The sequence below is a fragment of the Meiothermus sp. genome, from assembly GCF_026004115.1.
Lineage (GTDB): Bacteria > Deinococcota > Deinococci > Deinococcales > Thermaceae > Meiothermus.
Genome location: NZ_BPIM01000001.1, coordinates 999,253 through 1,016,117, shown reverse-complemented (window position 1 = coordinate 1,016,117; position 16,865 = coordinate 999,253). Strand labels below are relative to the sequence as shown.

General features: G+C 61.3%; 14 protein-coding genes and 1 tRNA gene. 10 read left to right on the top strand and 5 right to left on the bottom strand.

Annotation, left to right across the window (positions count from 1 at the left end; all coding sequences use genetic code 11):
• The first annotated feature begins 63 nt into the window (after window positions 1–63).
• Genes Q0X23_RS04755 through Q0X23_RS04740 form a run of 4 tightly spaced genes read left to right on the top strand, consistent with a single transcriptional unit; the run spans window position 64 to window position 3,829 of the window.
• Window positions 64–2,184 carry a hypothetical protein gene (locus Q0X23_RS04755; RefSeq protein WP_297859226.1) on the top strand — a complete coding sequence of 707 codons (2,121 nt, stop codon included), beginning with the start codon at window positions 64–66 and terminating at the stop codon, window positions 2,182–2,184.
• Window positions 2,181–2,636, top strand: a complete 456-nt coding sequence (locus tag Q0X23_RS04750) for a Tfp pilus assembly protein FimT/FimU (protein WP_297859225.1) — start codon at window positions 2,181–2,183, stop codon at window positions 2,634–2,636. Before Q0X23_RS04755 ends, Q0X23_RS04750 begins: the two co-directional genes overlap by 4 nt.
• Complete coding sequence (locus tag Q0X23_RS04745) at window positions 2,626–3,000, top strand: prepilin-type N-terminal cleavage/methylation domain-containing protein (protein WP_297859224.1); 375 nt, start codon at window positions 2,626–2,628, stop codon at window positions 2,998–3,000. Before Q0X23_RS04750 ends, Q0X23_RS04745 begins: the two co-directional genes overlap by 11 nt.
• A 37-nt stretch (window positions 3,001–3,037) precedes the next feature.
• On the top strand, window positions 3,038–3,829 hold the full coding sequence (locus Q0X23_RS04740) for a type II secretion system protein (RefSeq protein ID WP_297859223.1): 792 nt from the start codon (window positions 3,038–3,040) through the stop codon (window positions 3,827–3,829).
• On the opposite strand, the gene lepA is transcribed toward Q0X23_RS04740, so the two are convergent.
• A complete protein-coding gene (gene lepA / locus Q0X23_RS04735; RefSeq protein ID WP_297859222.1) occupies window positions 3,826–5,625 on the bottom strand; it encodes a translation elongation factor 4 in 1,800 nt (599 codons plus the stop codon). The genes Q0X23_RS04740 and lepA overlap by 4 nt on opposite strands.
• Before the next feature lie 215 nt (window positions 5,626–5,840).
• On the opposite strand from lepA, the gene Q0X23_RS04730 reads away from it, so the two are divergent.
• The 3 genes from Q0X23_RS04730 (at window position 5,841) to Q0X23_RS04720 (ending at window position 8,861) form a co-directional block, all read left to right on the top strand.
• Window positions 5,841–6,680 (top strand): ABC transporter substrate-binding protein, encoded by an 840-nt coding sequence (locus tag Q0X23_RS04730; protein ID WP_297859221.1) that lies wholly within the window; start codon window positions 5,841–5,843, stop codon window positions 6,678–6,680.
• Between the two features lie 253 nt (window positions 6,681–6,933).
• Window positions 6,934–8,040, top strand: a complete 1,107-nt coding sequence (locus Q0X23_RS04725; protein ID WP_297859220.1) for an amino acid ABC transporter permease — start codon at window positions 6,934–6,936, stop codon at window positions 8,038–8,040.
• A gap of 77 nt (window positions 8,041–8,117) precedes the next feature.
• Entirely contained in the window at window positions 8,118–8,861 is a 744-nt protein-coding gene (locus tag Q0X23_RS04720; RefSeq protein WP_297859219.1) for an amino acid ABC transporter ATP-binding protein, read from the top strand.
• A 29-nt stretch (window positions 8,862–8,890) separates the two neighbouring features.
• Here Q0X23_RS04720 and Q0X23_RS04715 read toward each other — a convergent pair.
• Window positions 8,891–8,966 (bottom strand) — tRNA-Asn (locus tag Q0X23_RS04715).
• A 338-nt stretch (window positions 8,967–9,304) separates the two neighbouring features.
• Between Q0X23_RS04715 and dnaB the strand changes: the two genes are divergently transcribed.
• From dnaB to uvrA, 3 genes are all read left to right on the top strand, one after another.
• Window positions 9,305–10,645 (top strand): replicative DNA helicase, encoded by a 1,341-nt coding sequence (gene dnaB / locus Q0X23_RS04710; RefSeq protein ID WP_297861168.1) that lies wholly within the window; start codon window positions 9,305–9,307, stop codon window positions 10,643–10,645.
• Between the two features lie 36 nt (window positions 10,646–10,681).
• Complete coding sequence (locus tag Q0X23_RS04705) at window positions 10,682–11,284, top strand: hypothetical protein (RefSeq protein ID WP_297859218.1); 603 nt, start codon at window positions 10,682–10,684, stop codon at window positions 11,282–11,284.
• Window positions 11,285–11,398: 114 nt separating this feature from the next.
• The gene (uvrA, locus tag Q0X23_RS04700; RefSeq protein ID WP_297859217.1) at window positions 11,399–14,338 is read left to right on the top strand and encodes an excinuclease ABC subunit UvrA; all 2,940 of its coding nucleotides are present in this window, start codon (window positions 11,399–11,401) and stop codon (window positions 14,336–14,338) included.
• Here uvrA and Q0X23_RS04695 read toward each other — a convergent pair.
• The 3 genes from Q0X23_RS04695 to Q0X23_RS04685 form a co-directional block, all read right to left on the bottom strand.
• On the bottom strand, window positions 14,335–14,955 hold the full coding sequence (locus Q0X23_RS04695; protein ID WP_297859216.1) for a deoxynucleoside kinase: 621 nt from the start codon (window positions 14,953–14,955) through the stop codon (window positions 14,335–14,337). The genes uvrA and Q0X23_RS04695 overlap by 4 nt on opposite strands.
• A gap of 56 nt (window positions 14,956–15,011) precedes the next feature.
• The gene (locus tag Q0X23_RS04690) at window positions 15,012–15,668 is read right to left on the bottom strand and encodes a deoxynucleoside kinase (protein WP_297859215.1); all 657 of its coding nucleotides are present in this window, start codon (window positions 15,666–15,668) and stop codon (window positions 15,012–15,014) included.
• Window positions 15,669–15,752: 84 nt separating this feature from the next.
• Window positions 15,753–16,814 carry a S1C family serine protease gene (locus tag Q0X23_RS04685; protein WP_297859214.1) on the bottom strand — a complete coding sequence of 354 codons (1,062 nt, stop codon included), beginning with the start codon at window positions 16,812–16,814 and terminating at the stop codon, window positions 15,753–15,755.
• Window positions 16,815–16,865: the final 51 nt, after the last annotated feature.

Here is a 16,865-nt window from a genome sequence, read left to right as displayed (position 1 = left end):
GGTGTTACAATTGAAGGCGATTACAAATCATTCAAGTAAGTTTGGGAGGTCTGGAGGCGTTTCATGCCAAATACCAAGGGAATTACGCTGGTTTCAACGCTGGTATTCATGTTCATCGTTATCATTCTGGTAAGCGTGGCTTCGCTCACCTCGCTCAACAACCGCCGCAACGCCCAGGACGCCCTGCGCACCTCGCAGGCCCAGTTCGCCGCCGAGGCAGGCCTCGAGCGGGCCGTGGCCCGGTTGTGGCACGAGGTGCTGGCCGCTGCCGCCTCTCCCAGCGTAAGTGCCTACGCAGCCGAGCTCAACCGCATAGGCCTGACCAACGGCACCACCATTGCCAGCCTGTTTGGCGACCCGCAAAGCCTGGGGGATGGCTCGAGCTTTGTGGTACGGGTCTCGCGCCAGGACGATACCAGCACCGACCCCGATGCCATCGTGCTCACCCTCATCTCCACCGGCACCCTGGCCGATGGCACCACCCGGCGCCTAAGGCAAGTCTTGCGGATAAATCGGGCCTTTTTCCCCTTCGATTACGCCCTTCTGACCAACAATGCCGAGTGCATTTTCTGCCACCTGGATGTAAAAAGCATGGACGCACTAAGGGGCAACCCCACCGCCGACCCCAGCACTTGGTGGCGGCGGGCCAAGGTGGGCGTGCTGGAAAGCCTGATCATGCGCGACAACGAAGAAGCTGGGGTGGTGCATGGCTCGCTGGTAGCCCGGGGTACGGTCAGCCAGCAGTACAGCGGCAACATCGGCCCCTCCAACCGCTACCGCACCACCATGAACCCCGGCGATACCCGCATCCGCTCGACGGCCCTGGTCAGCGTCACCCCCGCCGACTGCTCAACCCCCAGCAACTGCACCACCCCGCAAAACCTCTACTACAACTATCCAGACAGCAACAACCTGGCGGCTTTTGGCAACCGGGCCCCGGATGGCGAGCTGCCGGATGGTTTTCCCCTGCCCATTGCCGACACCAACAACAACCGCCTGATTGACGATGCCGAGTGGAATGCTGAGGTGAGCTCGAGCCTGGCCGGAACCAACGAGAGCTACAGCGCGGGCTCCATCACGGCGGCCATGACCATCAACCCCAGCGGCAGCATTACCTGGCCCGGCGGGGGTTCGGTGCTGACCCAGACCTCGGCCAACCTGGGCCAGAGCCCCAACAACGTGATTCTGGATGGCTCCGTGACACCCATTACCCTGAGCGGCACGGTTTTTATCAATGGGGATGTGGTGATTCGGGGCCGTGTGCGCGGCAACGGCACCATCCTGGCCCGTGGCAACGTCTACGTGATGGGCGACCTGACCTACGACTGCGGCACCGAAAGCACCCTGGCGGCCTGCGATTACAGCACCCCCAGCCGCCTGCCCCAACTCAACCTGATTGCGGGTGGGAATGCTGTGGTGGGCGATTACATGACCATTGACACCTGGCTCAACGACCCCACCCGCGACAACGTGGATATGCTCAGCCCCAGCCGCAACCAACAAACCATGACCTTTTGCCGGGCCGACACCACCAACCCAGCCTGTTCCCAGATCCGTTCCCAAGGCCCCAGTCAGCGACCCAACCTGGCCCTGACCGAGATCGCCAACTTCAACCGCCGCGAGCTCCAGCGCTACCTGCGCGACAGCAGCTACCGCCCCCGCCTCTACACCTTTGGTGAAAACCAGATTTACTTCTCTACCGGTTGCAGCCACGACCCCCAGAACTACGCCAACTACAGCACCATCCGTAGCGGGGCCCAGGTTTCCTTCTGCCGAGGCGACACTGTACTGAACACCGTCACCCTAACCCCCGCGGAGGCCAGCAGCATCCTCTCGAGGGCAGCCCGCTACGAGGTAACCTCGGCCACCTTCAACAACGCCATTCTTAAGAACCTTTGGGCCGACTCCATAAATGCTCGAGGTACCGGCCCCCTGCGCACCGATGGGCTGCTCTACTCGGCCAACGCTATTTTTGGCCTTTCGCAGCGCAAATACTCCAAGCTGAATGGGCGCTGGGATCTGCGGGGCGGGCTGGTCGCAGCCGACACCGGCATCTTTGTACCGGGCCCTGGAGGCGGCATCTCGGGCCTGACCATCTACCACGACAATCGTTTGCGTCCACGTATCGCGACAGGGCAGCAGGCTCAACTTAATCGGGGTATCTGGGAAGTGGTGGGGCAATGAAAAGACTTTCCCCAAAGGGCGTCAGCCTGGTGGAGTTTCTGATCGTGCTGGCGGTGCTCGGCATCCTGCTGGGGGTGGGCTTTGTTTCGCTGCGCTCCTACCAAGAGAGCCTGGCCATCCGCGAAGCAGCTACCCAGGTGGCGACCGAGCTCCTCAACATTCGCCAGCAAGCCCGGCGGCAGTCGGTCAACTTTTCCTTTCAGGCGGACGCTAACAGCAGCACCTACGGGGTCGGGCCCAGCAGCAGCCTCCCTCAGCTCCCACAAAAGACCCTTCCCCAGGGCGTAACCTTCCAGAGCGTACCAGCGGGTGAGGGTCGAGTAACCTTTCTGGCGCCATACGGCATTGTAGATGTAGCGAACAGAACCTACGTCCTGCAAGGGCCTGGCAACCGGATACTCAATGTGCACATTGTGGGCAGCACGGGAAAGGTGGTGGTTCGTGCGCCGTAGCGGATTCTCCTTTGTGGAGGTGATGGTGGCGCTGGCCATCCTCTCCCTGACCATTCTGATCCTGACCTATTTTGGCTCGAGCTTCACCCTTACCCGCAACGCCCAGATCGATACCCAGGCCCAGGCCTTTGCCCGGAGCTACTTTGATAACCTGCGGGCCAGTTGGTCAACTCGTACCACCTTCAATGCGGCCGTGCCTCCTTCGGTAACGCCCCCCGGTGGCTTTAGCAACCCCACCGTAAACGTTGAAAATATCCAGACCATTGGAACCCAGGTGGTGCTGCGTCGGATCACCCTTCAGTTCACCGGCCCGCAAAACCGCCCCTACCGCTTTGCCACCGAGGTGGCCCTGCCTCCCTTGTAAAGGTTCTATGCGTAGAACAGGTATTACCCTCATTGAAATGCTGATCGCTGCTGTCATTGGCGTAGCCATCCTGGCCCTGATTGCCGCCGGGCTGCGCAGCAGCAGCGACAGCCTGCGCTTTGTACAAAACTCCCAGCTCCTCACCGAAGACCTGCGCAACGCGGGCAACCTGGTGAGCGATTATCTGTCTACGGCAGCTTTTATCTATCCTCCGGGCGTGACCCTCACCATTGGAGGCGCGGGCGGCTATACAGTGCGAAACCCCAATACCAACAACAACACCTGGCGCATTGGCCAAGACCCGGCCATTGCCCTGCTTCAGCCCCCCCGGTTGGAGAGCGGGGTAGAGGTAGTAAAGTTTGTAATGATCTACCCCGTTAACCGGGGCTGGGTGGTGAGCCGGGCCAGCGGGGCCGAGAACCCCGGCTCCGACCCCGCCAACAACGACAAGTGGTTGCTGTACATCTACGAGCGCAACCTGGTGGTGGGGAGCAACCGCTTGCCCAACGGGCTACCGGCTACCATTCCCACCGACATTTCAGACAGCACCGGCAATCTGCTGGCCGACTATGTGCAGCCGGGCGGTTTTGTGGTGACTTACAGCGACTGCCTGGGCTTCGACGAGGCGGGCCTGGCCACGCTGGCTCCTTGTCCCGCCGCCCCTGCTGTATCCCTTCGGCCGGAACACAGCGCGGTGAGGGTACGTTTTTCGCTCCAGGGTGAAATCCGCCAGGGTGGGCGAGACTCCCGTGTACCGGCCAATCCGCTGCGCTTCGAGGCGGCTCCCCGCAACCTGCCCAAGCGCTTGACCGATATAACCCTCAACTAGTCGCGCCCAGCCGACAGCACCGCCAGGAAGGCCTCCTGCGGTACGTCTACCTTGCCGATGGCCTTCATGCGCTTCTTGCCCTCTTTTTGCTTTTCCAAAAGCTTTTTCTTGCGGGTGATGTCGCCGCCGTAGCACTTGGCCAGTACGTCTTTGCGCAGGGCCTTGACGGTGGCCCGGGCGATAATCTTGCCCCCGATGGCTGCCTGGATGGGCACCGCAAACTGCTGGCGGGGAATCACCTCCCCCAGCTTGTCCACAATCTCGCGCCCAATGCCATAGGCTTTGTCCTTGTGGGCGATGAAGGCCAGCGCATCTACGGGTTCTTCGTTGACCAAAATGGAGACCTTGACCAGCTCGCCTTCCTGGTAGCCGATCTGCTCATAATCCATGGAGGCATAGCCCCGGCTGATGGACTTCAGTCGGTCGTGAAAGTCGTAGAGGATTTCTCCAAACGGCACCTGGTAAACCAGCTCCACCCGCTTGCCGATGTAGTGCATGTTGACCATTTTGCCGCGCTTTTCTTGCAAAAGCTGCATGATGGAGCCCACGTACTCTTCGGGGGTATAGACCGTAAGTTTGACGTAAGGCTCGTAGATGGCCTCGACTTTGTCCGGGCTGGGCAGCTCGGAGGGGTTGTGAATCTCGATCTCGGAGCCGTCCGAGAGCTTGACCCGGTAAATCACGCTGGGGGCAGTGGAGATGAGGTCGAGGTTGAACTCGCGCTCGAGCCTTTCTTGCACAATCTCGGCGTGCAACAGGCCCAAAAAGCCACAGCGGAAGCCAAAGCCCAGGGCCTCGGAGGTCTCCGGCTCAAAGGAGAGCGCCGCGTCGTTGAGCTTGAGCTTTTCCAGGGCCTCGCGCAGCCGGTTGTAATCCTGGGTGTCGGTGGGGTAGAGGCCGGCAAAGACCACCGGCTTGGCCGGCTGGAAGCCCGGATAGGGAGCCTGGCAGGGGCTCTGGGCCGAGGTGATGGTGTCGCCAACCTGGGCGTCGCCAATCTCGCGGATGGAGGCGGTAATCCAGCCCACCTCGCCGGGGCCCAGCTGCGCCACGGGTTCCAGGGCCCCTGGGCGGAAGACCCCCACCTTGTCCACCTCGAATTCCTTGCCGGTAGACCAGATGCGGATGGTGTCGCCTGGCTTGATGCGGCCGTCCATCACCCGCACATAGGGGATGACCCCCTGGTAGGCATCGTAGATGGAATCGAAGATGAGGGCCTGGGTGGGGTTCTGGGGCGCTCCCGCAGGGGCCGGGATGCGGGCCACGATGGCCTCCAGAATCTCGTCTACCCCCTGGCCGGTTTTGCCGGAGGCAAATACACAGTCGTCGGCGGGGATGCCCAGCACTTCTTCTACCTCGAGGGCCACCTCCAGCGGCTGCGCCCCCGGCAGGTCAATCTTGTTGATCACCGGGATGATGGTGTGCTCGTGCTCCATAGCCAGGTAGAAGTTGGCGATGGTCTGGGCCTCCACGCCCTGGGAGGCGTCCACCACCAACAGCACCCCTTCCACGGCGGCCAGCGCTCGGCTTACCTCGTAGCCAAAGTCCACGTGGCCGGGGGTATCGATCAGGTTGAAGGTGTAGGTTTCGCCGGCTTGGCTCTGGTAAAAAAGCCGCACCGCGCTGGCCTTGATGGTGATACCGCGTTCGCGCTCGAGCTCGAGCGAGTCCAGAAACTGCTCGCGCATCTCCCGGTCCGAGACCGCTTTGGTCATCTGGAGAATCCGATCCGCCAGCGTAGACTTGCCGTGGTCTACGTGCGCAATGATGGAGAAATTTCTAATCCGCTCCTGCACAGCCTATACATTGTAGCCGATACCGCGGGAAACTCTGTAAGCAAAGGCTGCACAAAGCCCAGAATTCGCCGCCTATCGTCGCCAGGTATTGGCATTTACTGCCCATCATCAAGACCAGCTCTCATCAGGTCATTGACACGCTCATCTGGGTTTTGTAATGTTGAGCACGAAGTTCTTTAGCAGTAAATAGCTCCATTGCACCGGGGAGGTTTGAAGTGAAACGACTATGGATAGCAGGTCTAGTAACCCTCGCTTCGCTGGGCCTGGCCCAGACCAAAATTGGTAACTGCGAAGTTACCGGCCAGAAAGGGCAGTTTCCCATCCGTCCTGTCGTTGCAGGTCAGCTCACCGTGCAGACCAACCTGCCGGGGCCCGGTTTCTGGAATGGCGACAGCCCCGCCACCATCAAGGACGGCTTCGAGTACTGCCTGGCAGCCAACATTGCCCACCGCGCCGGGCTGGATAAAGTGGTGGTGCAGAATGTGGCCTGGGATGCTCTGATTGCCGGTCAGACCCGCAACTTCGACTTTGCGCTCTCGCAGATCACCATAACCGAGGCTCGCAAGCGGGTAGTAGACTTCTCCCGGCCCTACTTCTCCTCGGATATCGGGGTCTTGGTGCGGTCTGCCGACAAGGCTAAGTTTAGCGGCCCGGCCAGCCTCAAAACGGCCCGCTTAGGGGTGCAGCAGGCTACGACGGCGGCTAAGTTCCTGAGCGATACCCTCAAGCACCCCCAAAACCTGACCCGGGTCTTCCCCGATGTGGCGGCAGGTTTCACAGCGCTGCGGGCGGGGCAGATAGACGCCTTCATCATTGACACCTCGATTGTGCTGTCCGAGGCAGGCAAGTCGGGCGGGGCGTTGGCAGTGGTAGGCCAGTTCCAGACCGGCGAGAACTACGGAGCCCTTTTTGCCAAGGGCAACGCCAACCGGGCTCAGATTGACAGGATCTTGGAAGCGCTGGAAAAAGACGGCACCCTCAAAAAGCTTTCCCAGACATATCTTGCCAAGGAATGGGGCATTGACCCTACCACCGTGCCGGTCTGGCGGCCTTAGTACAGCGTCGTAGAGATGGCTGTACCTGGGGATTTGCCCTTCTATGGCAACCCCACCCTTGCCCTCCCCTGCTAGGGGAGGGTAGGCAGTGTATGGGGATCCATACGACGCTGCATTAGTTAGGAGTCAATAGCTCATGGTCTACAGCCCTGAGGCTGCGACTTGAGACTTGCGGTAACTGGATGCTGAACCATTGGTTCGCGCTGGGGTGTGGGGATGCACCCCCGGCTTTTTTCGGTAGAATCGTTTATCCATGATGGAGCCAGATTCAAACAGCAAAGAATCGCGGCGGCGTAATCCCACCCTGCCCAGGGATGGCTTTGGTTTTGCGCTGGCAGCGCTGGGGCTGGCTATTTTGCTGATGCTGGCTACGGGGATGGTCATGTGGGGGGTCAAACAGACCATGACCGCCAACCAGTTTCAGGCGCTATGGGCCGATGCCTTGCTGGTATTGGTGGCGCTGGTGCCTCTGGGTCTTTTGCTCCCAGCCAGCCGCAGCCTGGGGCAGTCGCAAGCAGCCCGGCGGGCCTTGCAGAGTGAAAACCTGATTGCAGCCAGGGTTCACAGCGCGGAAGCCCATACCTGGGCCTGGTTTACCCTGGGCTACGCGGGGGCGCTGGTGCTGTTTTTACTGTTTGTACTGTTTTTTATTGCCAACAATGTCGCAGTCGGGCGCACTTTTTTTCAGCTCGAGCTCATCGCCAATTCTTTTGGCCTTATCTTGCAGGCTTTCTGGGTCAATGTGGTTATTTTCTTGTTTGCCGGGTTTTTTTCCCTGATTTGGGGCCTGGTGGTGGCCATTGCCAAGCTGCTGCCCGGCAAACCCGCCCAGCCCATTCGCTTTATTGCTACCTTTTATACCGATGCTTTCCTGAGTCTGCCCTCCATCATCGTGATTTACTTGATTGGCTTTGGCCTGCCTCTCACCGGTATTGGCTTTTTCCGCAGCCTGCCCTTAGAGGCCCTAGCGGTGCTGGCCCTGACCCTGACCTACGGGGCCTATATGGCCGAGGTCTACCGGGCTGGTTTGGAAAGCATCCACCCCAGCCAGTGGGCCGCGGCCCGCAGCCTGGGTCTCTCCTACGGCCAGACCCTGCGCTTTGTGGTGGTGCCCCAGGCGGTGCGGCGCATCATCCCGCCCTTGCTCAACAACTTCATCGGTATGCAAAAAGACACCGCACTGGTGAATGTGGTGGGGGTGATCGATGCTTTCAACCAGGCCCGCATCATTGCCTCCAACGACTTCAACCTGTCTGCTGTGACCACCGTGGCCCTTCTTTTTATCCTCATCACCATCCCCCAGACCCGCCTGGTCGATCGGCTGGTGGAGCGCGACCGGGCCCGCTTTCGGCAGGGGTAGGGGGAAGCGATGATGCGCTCGGACTGCCAACCATTGCCTACCGACCCTTGTTCAGCTTTCGGCCCGGGAGGCCCGGTATGAGCTTTTTAGAAGTTAAGAACGTGGTCAAGCGCTTTGGTTCCAACGAGGTGTTGCGGGGCCTTAACTTGAGTGTAGAGGAGCATCAGGTGGTCTGTTTGATTGGGCCCTCGGGCTGCGGTAAGTCCACCTTGCTGCGCTGCATTAATGGCCTCGAGGAAATCCAGGGAGGCGAGATTCGGCTTCACGGCGACCGCATCACCGGGCCGGGGGTAGACCTAAACGCGCTCAGGCGCGATGTGGGCATTGTGTTTCAGAGCTTCAACCTGTTTCCCCACATGAGCGTACTGCAAAACATCACCCTGGCCCCCACCCAGGTGCTGCGGATGCCCCAGGCCGAAGCCCAGGCCAAAGCCATGACCTTGCTCAAACGAATTGGTCTGGCGCACAAAGCCCAGGCCTACCCCGACCAGCTGTCGGGTGGGCAGCAACAGCGCGTGGCCATTGTGCGGGCGCTGGCCATGGAGCCCATGCTGCTCTTGCTGGACGAGATTACCTCGGCCCTCGACCCCGAGTTGGTCTCTGAGGTGCTGAACCTATTGCGTGAACTGGCCCGGGAGGGCATGACCATGGTTTTGGCCACGCATGAGATGGGCTTCGCCAGGGAAGTGGCCAGCAAGGTCTGCTTCATGTACGAGGGGGTGGTGCATGAAGAAGGGCCACCCCAGCAGATTTTTTCTGACCCGCAGCGCGAGCGCACCCAGCAGTTTTTGGCCAGCATCATCGAGGCCGGGCGTTTATAACAAAAAAACCCGGGTTTCCCCGGGTTTGCTGGCTCCGCGAGCAGGGCTCGAACCTGCGACCATTCGATTAACAGTCGAACGCTCTACCAGCTGAGCTATCGCGGAACGACTCACCGATAGCAGCTAAAAATATAGCAGAGCTTGGTATAGTTGGCAAGCACAGGAGGGGTGTGGCAGGGCTGGTGCATAGAGTAAAACCATACCTTCCTCCCCCAACGGGGAAGGCTAGGTGGGGGCATAATACCCAGCTAGGTCGCCTACCTACGAGCTTTTTTTGCAGCACCAACCGCCTGAAGTGCTCCTGGCTGAGGTTTGCGAAGGTTCATACACCGACCCTGGGGGTGTGATTGGATGGCCTTTGCCAAACCAGCCTGGATTGAATAGAGTAAGAACTTGCTGATATTGGTTTGGTGTATAGGAGTATTCTCATGGCAACCACCCCCTTGGAGGGCCGCGTACCCCCGCATAACCTGGATGCCGAGGCCAGTGTGCTGGGCTCGGTGCTGCTGGATAGTGAGGTGCTGGATCGCCTCGAGGGTCTGCTGGCTGCCGATGCTTTTTACAAGGAAGCGCACCGCAAAATCTGGGAGGCTATGGTAGCGCTGCGGGCCCGGCGCGACCCGGTAGACCTGGTGACGCTCTCCGAGCAGCTTCGCCAGAGCGGAGAACTCGAGCATGTCGGCGGTCTGTCGTACCTGGTGGGGCTCTCGGAGCACACGCCCACGGCGGCCTATGCCGACTACTACGGGCGCATCGTGGCCGAGAAGTGGACGTTGCGCAAGCTGATTATGGCGGCAGGTGAGGCCATGAAGATGGCCTACGACGAGGAGGGGAGCCTGGAGGACATCCTCGACACTGCGGGCCGCAAGGTGCTCGAGGTCTCTACCCAGGGGGCCCGCTCCGAGTTTCAGAGCATGAAGGAACTGGTGCACGAGACCTTCGAGCACATTCAACTGCTGTACGAGAACAAGGGCCAGGTCGACGGTATCAAGAGCGGCTTCCGCGAGCTGGATGGTCTGATTGGTGGACTTACAAGCGGCTCGCTCAACATCATCGCGGCGCGGCCCAGCATGGGTAAAACCAGCTTTGCGCTGACCATCGCGCAAAACGTGGCCCTGCGGGGCGAAGGGGCCGCGGTGGCCATCTTCTCGCTCGAGATGCCGGCGGTGCAACTGGTGACCCGGATGCTTTGCTCCGAGGCCCGCATCGACATGAACCGCCTACGCCAGGGGCAGCTCACCGACCGCGATTTTTCCCGCCTGGTAGATGTAGCAGGCCGCATCTCCGAGGCCGCTATCCTGATCGACGACACCTCCGACATGACCCTGATGGAGCTGCGGGCCCGTGCCCGCCGCCTGCATGCCCAGCACAAGCTGGGGCTGATTGTGATTGACTACCTGCAACTGATGTCCGGCCCGGGCGGCAGCAAGAATGGCGGCGAGAACCGCCAGCAGGAAATTGCCCAAATTTCCCGGGGGCTCAAAGGACTGGCCCGCGAGCTCAACGTGCCGGTAATTGCCCTCTCGCAGCTCTCCCGGGCGGTGGAGTCGCGCCCCAACAAACGCCCCATGCTTTCCGACCTCAGGGAAAGCGGCTCCATCGAGCAAGACGCCGACCTGGTGATGTTCATCTACCGCGACGAATACTACAACCCCCACTCCGAAAAAGCCGGGATTGCCGAGATTATTGTGGGTAAGCAGCGCAACGGCCCCACCGGTACGGTAGAGCTCCAGTTTCATGCCCAGCACGTGCGCTTCAACGACCTGGCCAAAGACGAAATTTGACCGGACTTACCGGCTGTTTGCGGCTAGACTGCGAGCGTGCGACTGGTCTGGCTACTGGTTGTTCTGGCGGGGAGTACCTTCTGGTTTATTCGGGATGTGCAGGCCCGGTCCATCGCCCGCCCGCCTGGGGTGCTGGCTCCTCAAGCGCCCTACCAGGCCCCGCTAAACCCCTGGAACGAGGTACGGCTGGAGAAACCAGGTTACCAGTTCAGGCCGGTGGCCTATTTCGAGCTCGAGGCCCGCGTGCTTTCGAAGCGCCTCTACCGCTACGACGCGGCTGCCGCCATTTCCCCAGTTGACCTGGCTTTGGGCTGGGGCCGCATGTCCGATATCGCGGTGATCAGCAAGCTGAACATCCGTCAGTCGGATCGCTTCTACTTTTATGCCTGGAGCCAGGAGCCGCCCATCCCGCCAGGGGAGATTGTGGTCAGCAGCGCAAACATGCACCTGATTCCGGCCAACGACAACATCCGTGAGCGTCTGGAGCGGGTCAAACCTGGCAATCTGGTGAAAATCAAAGGCTACCTGGTCAATGTGAGCGGCCCCGATGGTTTTTTCTGGAAAACCTCCACCATTCGTCATGACACCGGCAACGGGGCCTGCGAGATTGTCTGGGTGGCCGACCTTATCGTGAAGTAGTTTGCCAGCCTTTCATAGCCCCGCCTTTTTGCTACAAATGCACTATCATACACCCTATCTGCCATGTGGTGTATGTTATTTACATAACCCAGGGGTGGGTGTTATAGTGCTCGGATGGACAGGATTATCGTCCGGGGAGCCAAAGAGCACAACCTGAAGAACATTACCGTTGAACTGCCCCGGGGGCAGTTCATCGTCATTACGGGGGTCTCGGGCTCGGGCAAGAGCACTTTGGCCTTCGACACCATTTACGCCGAAGGGCAGCGCCGCTACGTGGAGAGCTTGTCGTCGTATGCGAGGCAGTTTTTGGGAGTGATGGAAAAGCCCGACGTGGAGAGCATTGAGGGGCTTTCCCCGGCTATTTCCATAGACCAAAAGACCACCTCGCACAACCCACGCTCCACGGTGGGCACCGTAACCGAGGTACACGACTACCTGCGCCTTCTGTTTGCCCGTGTCGGCACCGCCTACTGCCCCCACTGCGGGCGCCCCATCGAGCGGCAGTCGGCCTCGGAGATTACCGACCGGCTCTTCCGCCAGCCCGAGGGAACCAAAGCCATCCTGATGGCCCCGGTGGTGCGGGGGCGCAAGGGTGAGTATCGCAAGGAGTTCCAGCAACTACAAAAAGAGGGCTACGCGCGGGTGCGGGTGGACGGGGTGATCTATACCCTGGAAGAAGCCCTGGGGTTGCGGCTAGAGAAGTACGAGAAGCACGACATTGACCTGGTGGTAGACCGGGTGGTCTTGAAGCCAGAGGAACGTGCCCGCATCGCCGAGTCGGTGGAGCTGGCGCTGTTGCGGGGTGAGGGGCTGATGCGGGTTTTGTACCCCGATACGGGCAAAGAAGAGCTTTTCTCGGAAAAGTTTGCCTGCCCGGAGCACGGGAGCGTGTTGGAGGAGTTGGAGCCCCGTATCTTTTCCTTCAACGCGCCCTACGGGGCCTGCCCGGACTGCTCGGGCCTGGGCTATAACCAGGTCTTCGACCCCGAGCTGGTGGTGAACCCCGAGCTCTCGCTGGCCGAGGGGGCCATCATCCCCTGGAGCAAGGGCCGCGACAACGGTAAGGGCTACCTGTGGGATCGCCTGCGGGCGCTCTCGGAGCACCTGGGCTTCGACATGAAGACCCCCTTCAAACAGCTTTCGCCAGAGGCCCAGCGAGCGGTGCTGTACGGCCTGCCCGAGCCTTTCGAGGTGGTCTTCCGGCGCAACGGGCGCGAGACCATGCGCTTTATGGTGAGCTACGAGGGGGTGATTCCCTGGCTCGAGGGCCGCTACAACGAGACCGAGTCCGAAGGGCTGCGCGAGGCCCTGGAAGCCTACATGACCCTCAAGGCCTGCCCGGCCTGCGGGGGAACCCGCTACAAGCGCGAGGTGCTCTCGGTGCGGATGGGGCAGTTTAACATTGCCGAAGTTTCTAACCTGCCGGTGCGCGAGGCCAGGCAGTTCTTCCAGGCGGTGGCCCACAACAACCTGATGGAGGTGGGAGAGAAGCTTAAGCCCTTTCGCATCCCCCTCGAGGGCCTGGCCGAGCCCCTCGAGTACCGCAACCTGAACGAGTTCCAGATGCAGGTGGCGGCCCCCATCTGGCGCGAGATTTACAGCCGCCTGGGCTTTCTGGAGGATGTGGGCCTGGACTACCTGACCCTCGACCGTGCGGCCAACACCCTCTCGGGCGGCGAGGCCCAGCGTATTCGACTGGCTACCCAGGTGGGTTCGGGCCTGACCGGGGTGCTCTATGTACTGGACGAGCCTTCCATCGGGCTGCACCCCCGCGACAACCAGCGTCTGCTTTCCACCCTCAAAAAGCTGCGCGATCTGGGCAACACCCTGCTGGTGGTGGAGCACGACGAAGAAACCATGCGCGAGGCCGACTGGATTGTGGATATGGGGCCGGGGGCCGGGGTGCACGGGGGCGAGGTGGTGGCCGAAGGGCGGCTCGAGGACATCCTGGCGCATCCAGAAAGCCTGACCGGGGCCTACCTGCGCGGCAGCAAACACATCCCGGTGCCCGGGATCCGCCGAAAAGGCAACGGCAAGTGGCTGGTGGTGAAGGGGGCCCGCGAGCACAACCTGAAAGGCGTTAACCTGAAAATCCCCCTGGGCAAGTTTGTGGCCATTACCGGGCCGTCGGGGTCGGGGAAATCTACCCTCGTTCACGACATCCTTTATGCCGCGCTGGCTCGAGACCTGATGCGGGCCAAGGCCATTCCGGGCCGCTTCGAGGGCCTCGAGGGCATCGAACACCTGGACAAGGTCATCGAGATTGACCAGTCGCCCATCGGCCGAACCCCCCGCTCCAACCCGGCCACCTACACCGGCATCTTCGACGAAATCCGCGACCTCTTCTCCAAGACCCCCGAAGCCCGCAAGCGCGGTTACGAGGCGGGGCGCTTCAGTTTCAACGTCAAGGGAGGGCGCTGCGAGGCCTGCAGCGGTGACGGCACCAAAAAGATCGAAATGCTGTTCCTGCCCGACCTCTACGTGCAGTGCGAGGTGTGCAAGGGTAAGCGCTACAATAAAGAGACCCTGGAAGTGAAGCTCCGCGGGAAAAACATCGCCGACGTTCTGGACATGACCGTAGAGGAGGCGCTGGGCTTCTTTGAGAACATCCCCACCATTGCCCGCAAACTGCAACTGATGGTGGACGTGGGCCTGGGCTACATGAAGCTGGGCCAACCATCCCCTACGCTTTCGGGCGGCGAGGCCCAGCGCATCAAACTCTCCACCGAGCTCGGCCGTCGCTCCACCGGGCGCACCTTGTACATCCTGGATGAGCCCACCACAGGCCTGCATTTCGAGGACACCGCCAAGCTGCTCTCCGTCCTGCACCGCCTGGTCGATGGGGGCAATACCGTGGTGGTGATCGAGCACAACATGGATGTGGTTAAGACCGCCGACTGGGTAGTTGACCTGGGCCCCGAAGGCGGCGCACGGGGGGGCCAGATTGTGGCCGAAGGCACCCCCGAGGAGGTAGCCCGCACTTCCAGCCCCACCGGGGCTTTCCTGGCCCGGATTCCCGAGATCAGGCAGAAGGTGGGCGTAGCGGCGGACTAAACCAGCGGGGTGCTCAGGCCGTAGGCTTCCAGCATCCGAAACATCAGCTCCCGGGCTTCTTCATCCTCGGCGTAGTTGACGGTGTCACTGGAAATCACTAGCACCGGCGAGAGGTCGTAGGCCCCAACCCAGGCTTCGTAGAGGCGGTTAAGCGAGGCCAGGTACAGGGTGGGGATGCTTTGCTCATAGTCCCGTCCCCGGCGGGCAATATGGGCTTGCAGGGTTTCGACCGAGGAGCGCACATAAATCAGCAGGTCGGGTTTGCGCAACGCCGGAGCAATGCCTTCGTAGAGAGCCAGGTAGGTCTGCCAGTCGCGCTCGGAGAGATGGCCCTCGAGCCACAGGTTCTGGGCGAAGATAAAGGCGTCCTCGAAGATGGTGCGATCCTGCACCACATGCTGGGCAGGGTTGATCTGCTCGAGGTGCTGCTTTAGCCGCTTGGCCAGGAAAAAAACCTGCGACTGAAAGGCCCAGCGCCCCATGTGGGCGTAGAAGTCGGCCAGGTAGGGGTTCTCGTCCACGGCCTCGTAGACCGGCAAAAGCCCATAGCGCTCAGCCAGCAGTCCCGTCAGGGTAGACTTACCGGAGCCAATGTTGCCTGCAATCGCGATATACATGGGGGTTGAGGGTCAAGCATCGGGGGTCTAGGGCCAAAAAACCAGGCGTACTAATTTCAAGAGCGCTCGAGACCCGCAGGGCTTGCGGCAGGGTCGGGATGCCCCGGATTGGCTGCCGAGATGCCCAGTCTCTCCTGTACGCGCCGCACCACCCAGTCCCGGTCGGCTTCGCGCTCGGCAAAGTCGAACTCCTGGGTATCCAGCACCCACAAGGGATGGGGGTAGGTAGCGAAGTGGCGCTCGTAGAACTCGCTCAGGCGGGCCAGGTACTCGGCCTCCATCTGCTTCTCGAAGACCCGCCCCCGGCGGCGGATGCGCTCCAGTATGACCGGCAGGGGGGCCCGCAGGTAGAGGGTCAGGTCGGGGGTGGGCAGCTTGGGCGAGAGGTGGGTGTAGAGGTCGTTGTACAGCTCCCACTCGGCCCCGCTCAAGTTCATGGCAGCAAAAATTGCGTCCTTGTCAAACAGGTAGTCGGCTACCACCCCTCGCGCAAACAGGCTGGGCTGCGAGAGGGGCAGCAGTTGCTTGTAGCGCGAGAGGAGGAAAAACACCTGCACCTTAAAGCCGTAGCGCACCGGATCCTGATAGAACAGGGGCAAAAAAGGGTTCTCCTCCACCACCTCATGCAAACTCTCGGCCCCCAGCCGCTCGGCCAGCAGCCGGGCCAGGGTGGTTTTGCCCACCCCAATCACACCCTCGATCGCGATATACATCGTGCTATAGCGTCCAGGGTTGAGGGCCGAGTGTCAAGGGCCGTTTGTGTTCGAGCGCTTAACCCTCGGCCCTCGGCAGGCGCATCAGCGCCTGGCAATCATGGTCAGGCTGACGTCCAGCCGCCGTCCGTTGCGCCAGATGGTGAGGTTGACCCGGTCGCCCGGGCGGAAACGGGCGATGGTCTGGGTCACCTCGCTGGCATTGCGCATGGTGCGGCCATTGACGGCCAGGATGATATCGCCCAGGCTGACCAGTTTGCCGCGCTGGTCGCGCTGGGCCTGGCGCAGGCCGGCCCGTGCGGCGGGGCCGCCGGGTTGCACCTTTTCAATCATGGCCCCGCGGGTGGAAAGCAGGCCCACCCGCCCCAGCAGGATGGGGTCGAGCTCGCCCAGGTCGAGCAGGGTAGCGCCCAGGTTGCCCCGCTGGGGCACCCCAAAGCGCTCGAGGTCGTTCACACTTTGCCGCACCAGGTCGCCCGGAATGGCCACCCCCACCCCGCCCACCCCGCTCAGGTCGCCCAGCGTGGCGTTGGCCACCCCCACCACCCGGCCCTGCAAATCCAGCACCGGCCCCCCCGAGTTGCCCTGCACGATGCGGGCATCGGTGAAAAGCAAATCGCCAATTTCCGCCCCCACTTCGGGGTCGAGGTCGTTTTTCTCCGCAGCGGTGGGGCCGGTTCCTGCCAGAATGCCGTAGGAGGACAGGTTGCGCTGTCCAAAGGGGCTGCCGATGACCACCAGACCCATCCCCACCGGCAAATTTTGTGAACTGCCGAAGGAAAGCTGGGCCGGAGCCGTCACCCCCTGCACGGTCAGGATGGCGATATCAATGCCTTTGTCCACCGCAAACACCTGGGCCGGGAAGGAGCGTCCATCAAAGAGCTCCACGCTGATGTCGCGCAAGTCCTGCACCACATGGTAGTTGGTGATGATGCGGCTGGGTGCATAAAAAAAGCCCGAGCCGTTGGTGGGGCCTTCGTTGCCGGTCTGGGGGTCGCGCAGGATGCCAAAAATCTTGACCACGGCAGGTAAAGCCCGGCGAATCACCTCCACCCGGGCCACCTCCTCGGGGGTGGTCAGGCGGGGCGCTTGAGCAAAAGCCGGGGTCAGGGCCAACAGGGTCAGGAGGGCAATCGTGCGCTTCATCGGCAAACCTTTTTCATTCTCATATGCCGATGGTGAGTAATCAATAGCCGT

What these genes read in the sequence shown, in the direction of transcription:
- Q0X23_RS04755 (WP_297859226.1), top strand. Translation starts at nt 64, where the DNA reads ATGCCAAATACCAAGGGAATTACGCTGGTTTCAACGCTGGTATTCATG.
- Q0X23_RS04750 (WP_297859225.1), top strand. Translation starts at nt 2,181, where the DNA reads ATGAAAAGACTTTCCCCAAAGGGCGTCAGCCTGGTGGAGTTTCTGATC.
- Q0X23_RS04740 (WP_297859223.1), top strand. Translation starts at nt 3,038, where the DNA reads ATGCTGATCGCTGCTGTCATTGGCGTAGCCATCCTGGCCCTGATTGCC.
- Q0X23_RS04725 (WP_297859220.1), top strand. Translation starts at nt 6,934, where the DNA reads ATGATGGAGCCAGATTCAAACAGCAAAGAATCGCGGCGGCGTAATCCC.
- Q0X23_RS04720 (WP_297859219.1), top strand. Translation starts at nt 8,118, where the DNA reads ATGAGCTTTTTAGAAGTTAAGAACGTGGTCAAGCGCTTTGGTTCCAAC.
- uvrA (WP_297859217.1), top strand. Translation starts at nt 11,399, where the DNA reads ATGGACAGGATTATCGTCCGGGGAGCCAAAGAGCACAACCTGAAGAAC.
- Q0X23_RS04695 (WP_297859216.1), bottom strand. Translation starts at nt 14,955, where the DNA reads ATGTATATCGCGATTGCAGGCAACATTGGCTCCGGTAAGTCTACCCTG.
- Q0X23_RS04690 (WP_297859215.1), bottom strand. Translation starts at nt 15,668, where the DNA reads ATGTATATCGCGATCGAGGGTGTGATTGGGGTGGGCAAAACCACCCTG.
- Q0X23_RS04685 (WP_297859214.1), bottom strand. Translation starts at nt 16,814, where the DNA reads ATGAAGCGCACGATTGCCCTCCTGACCCTGTTGGCCCTGACCCCGGCT.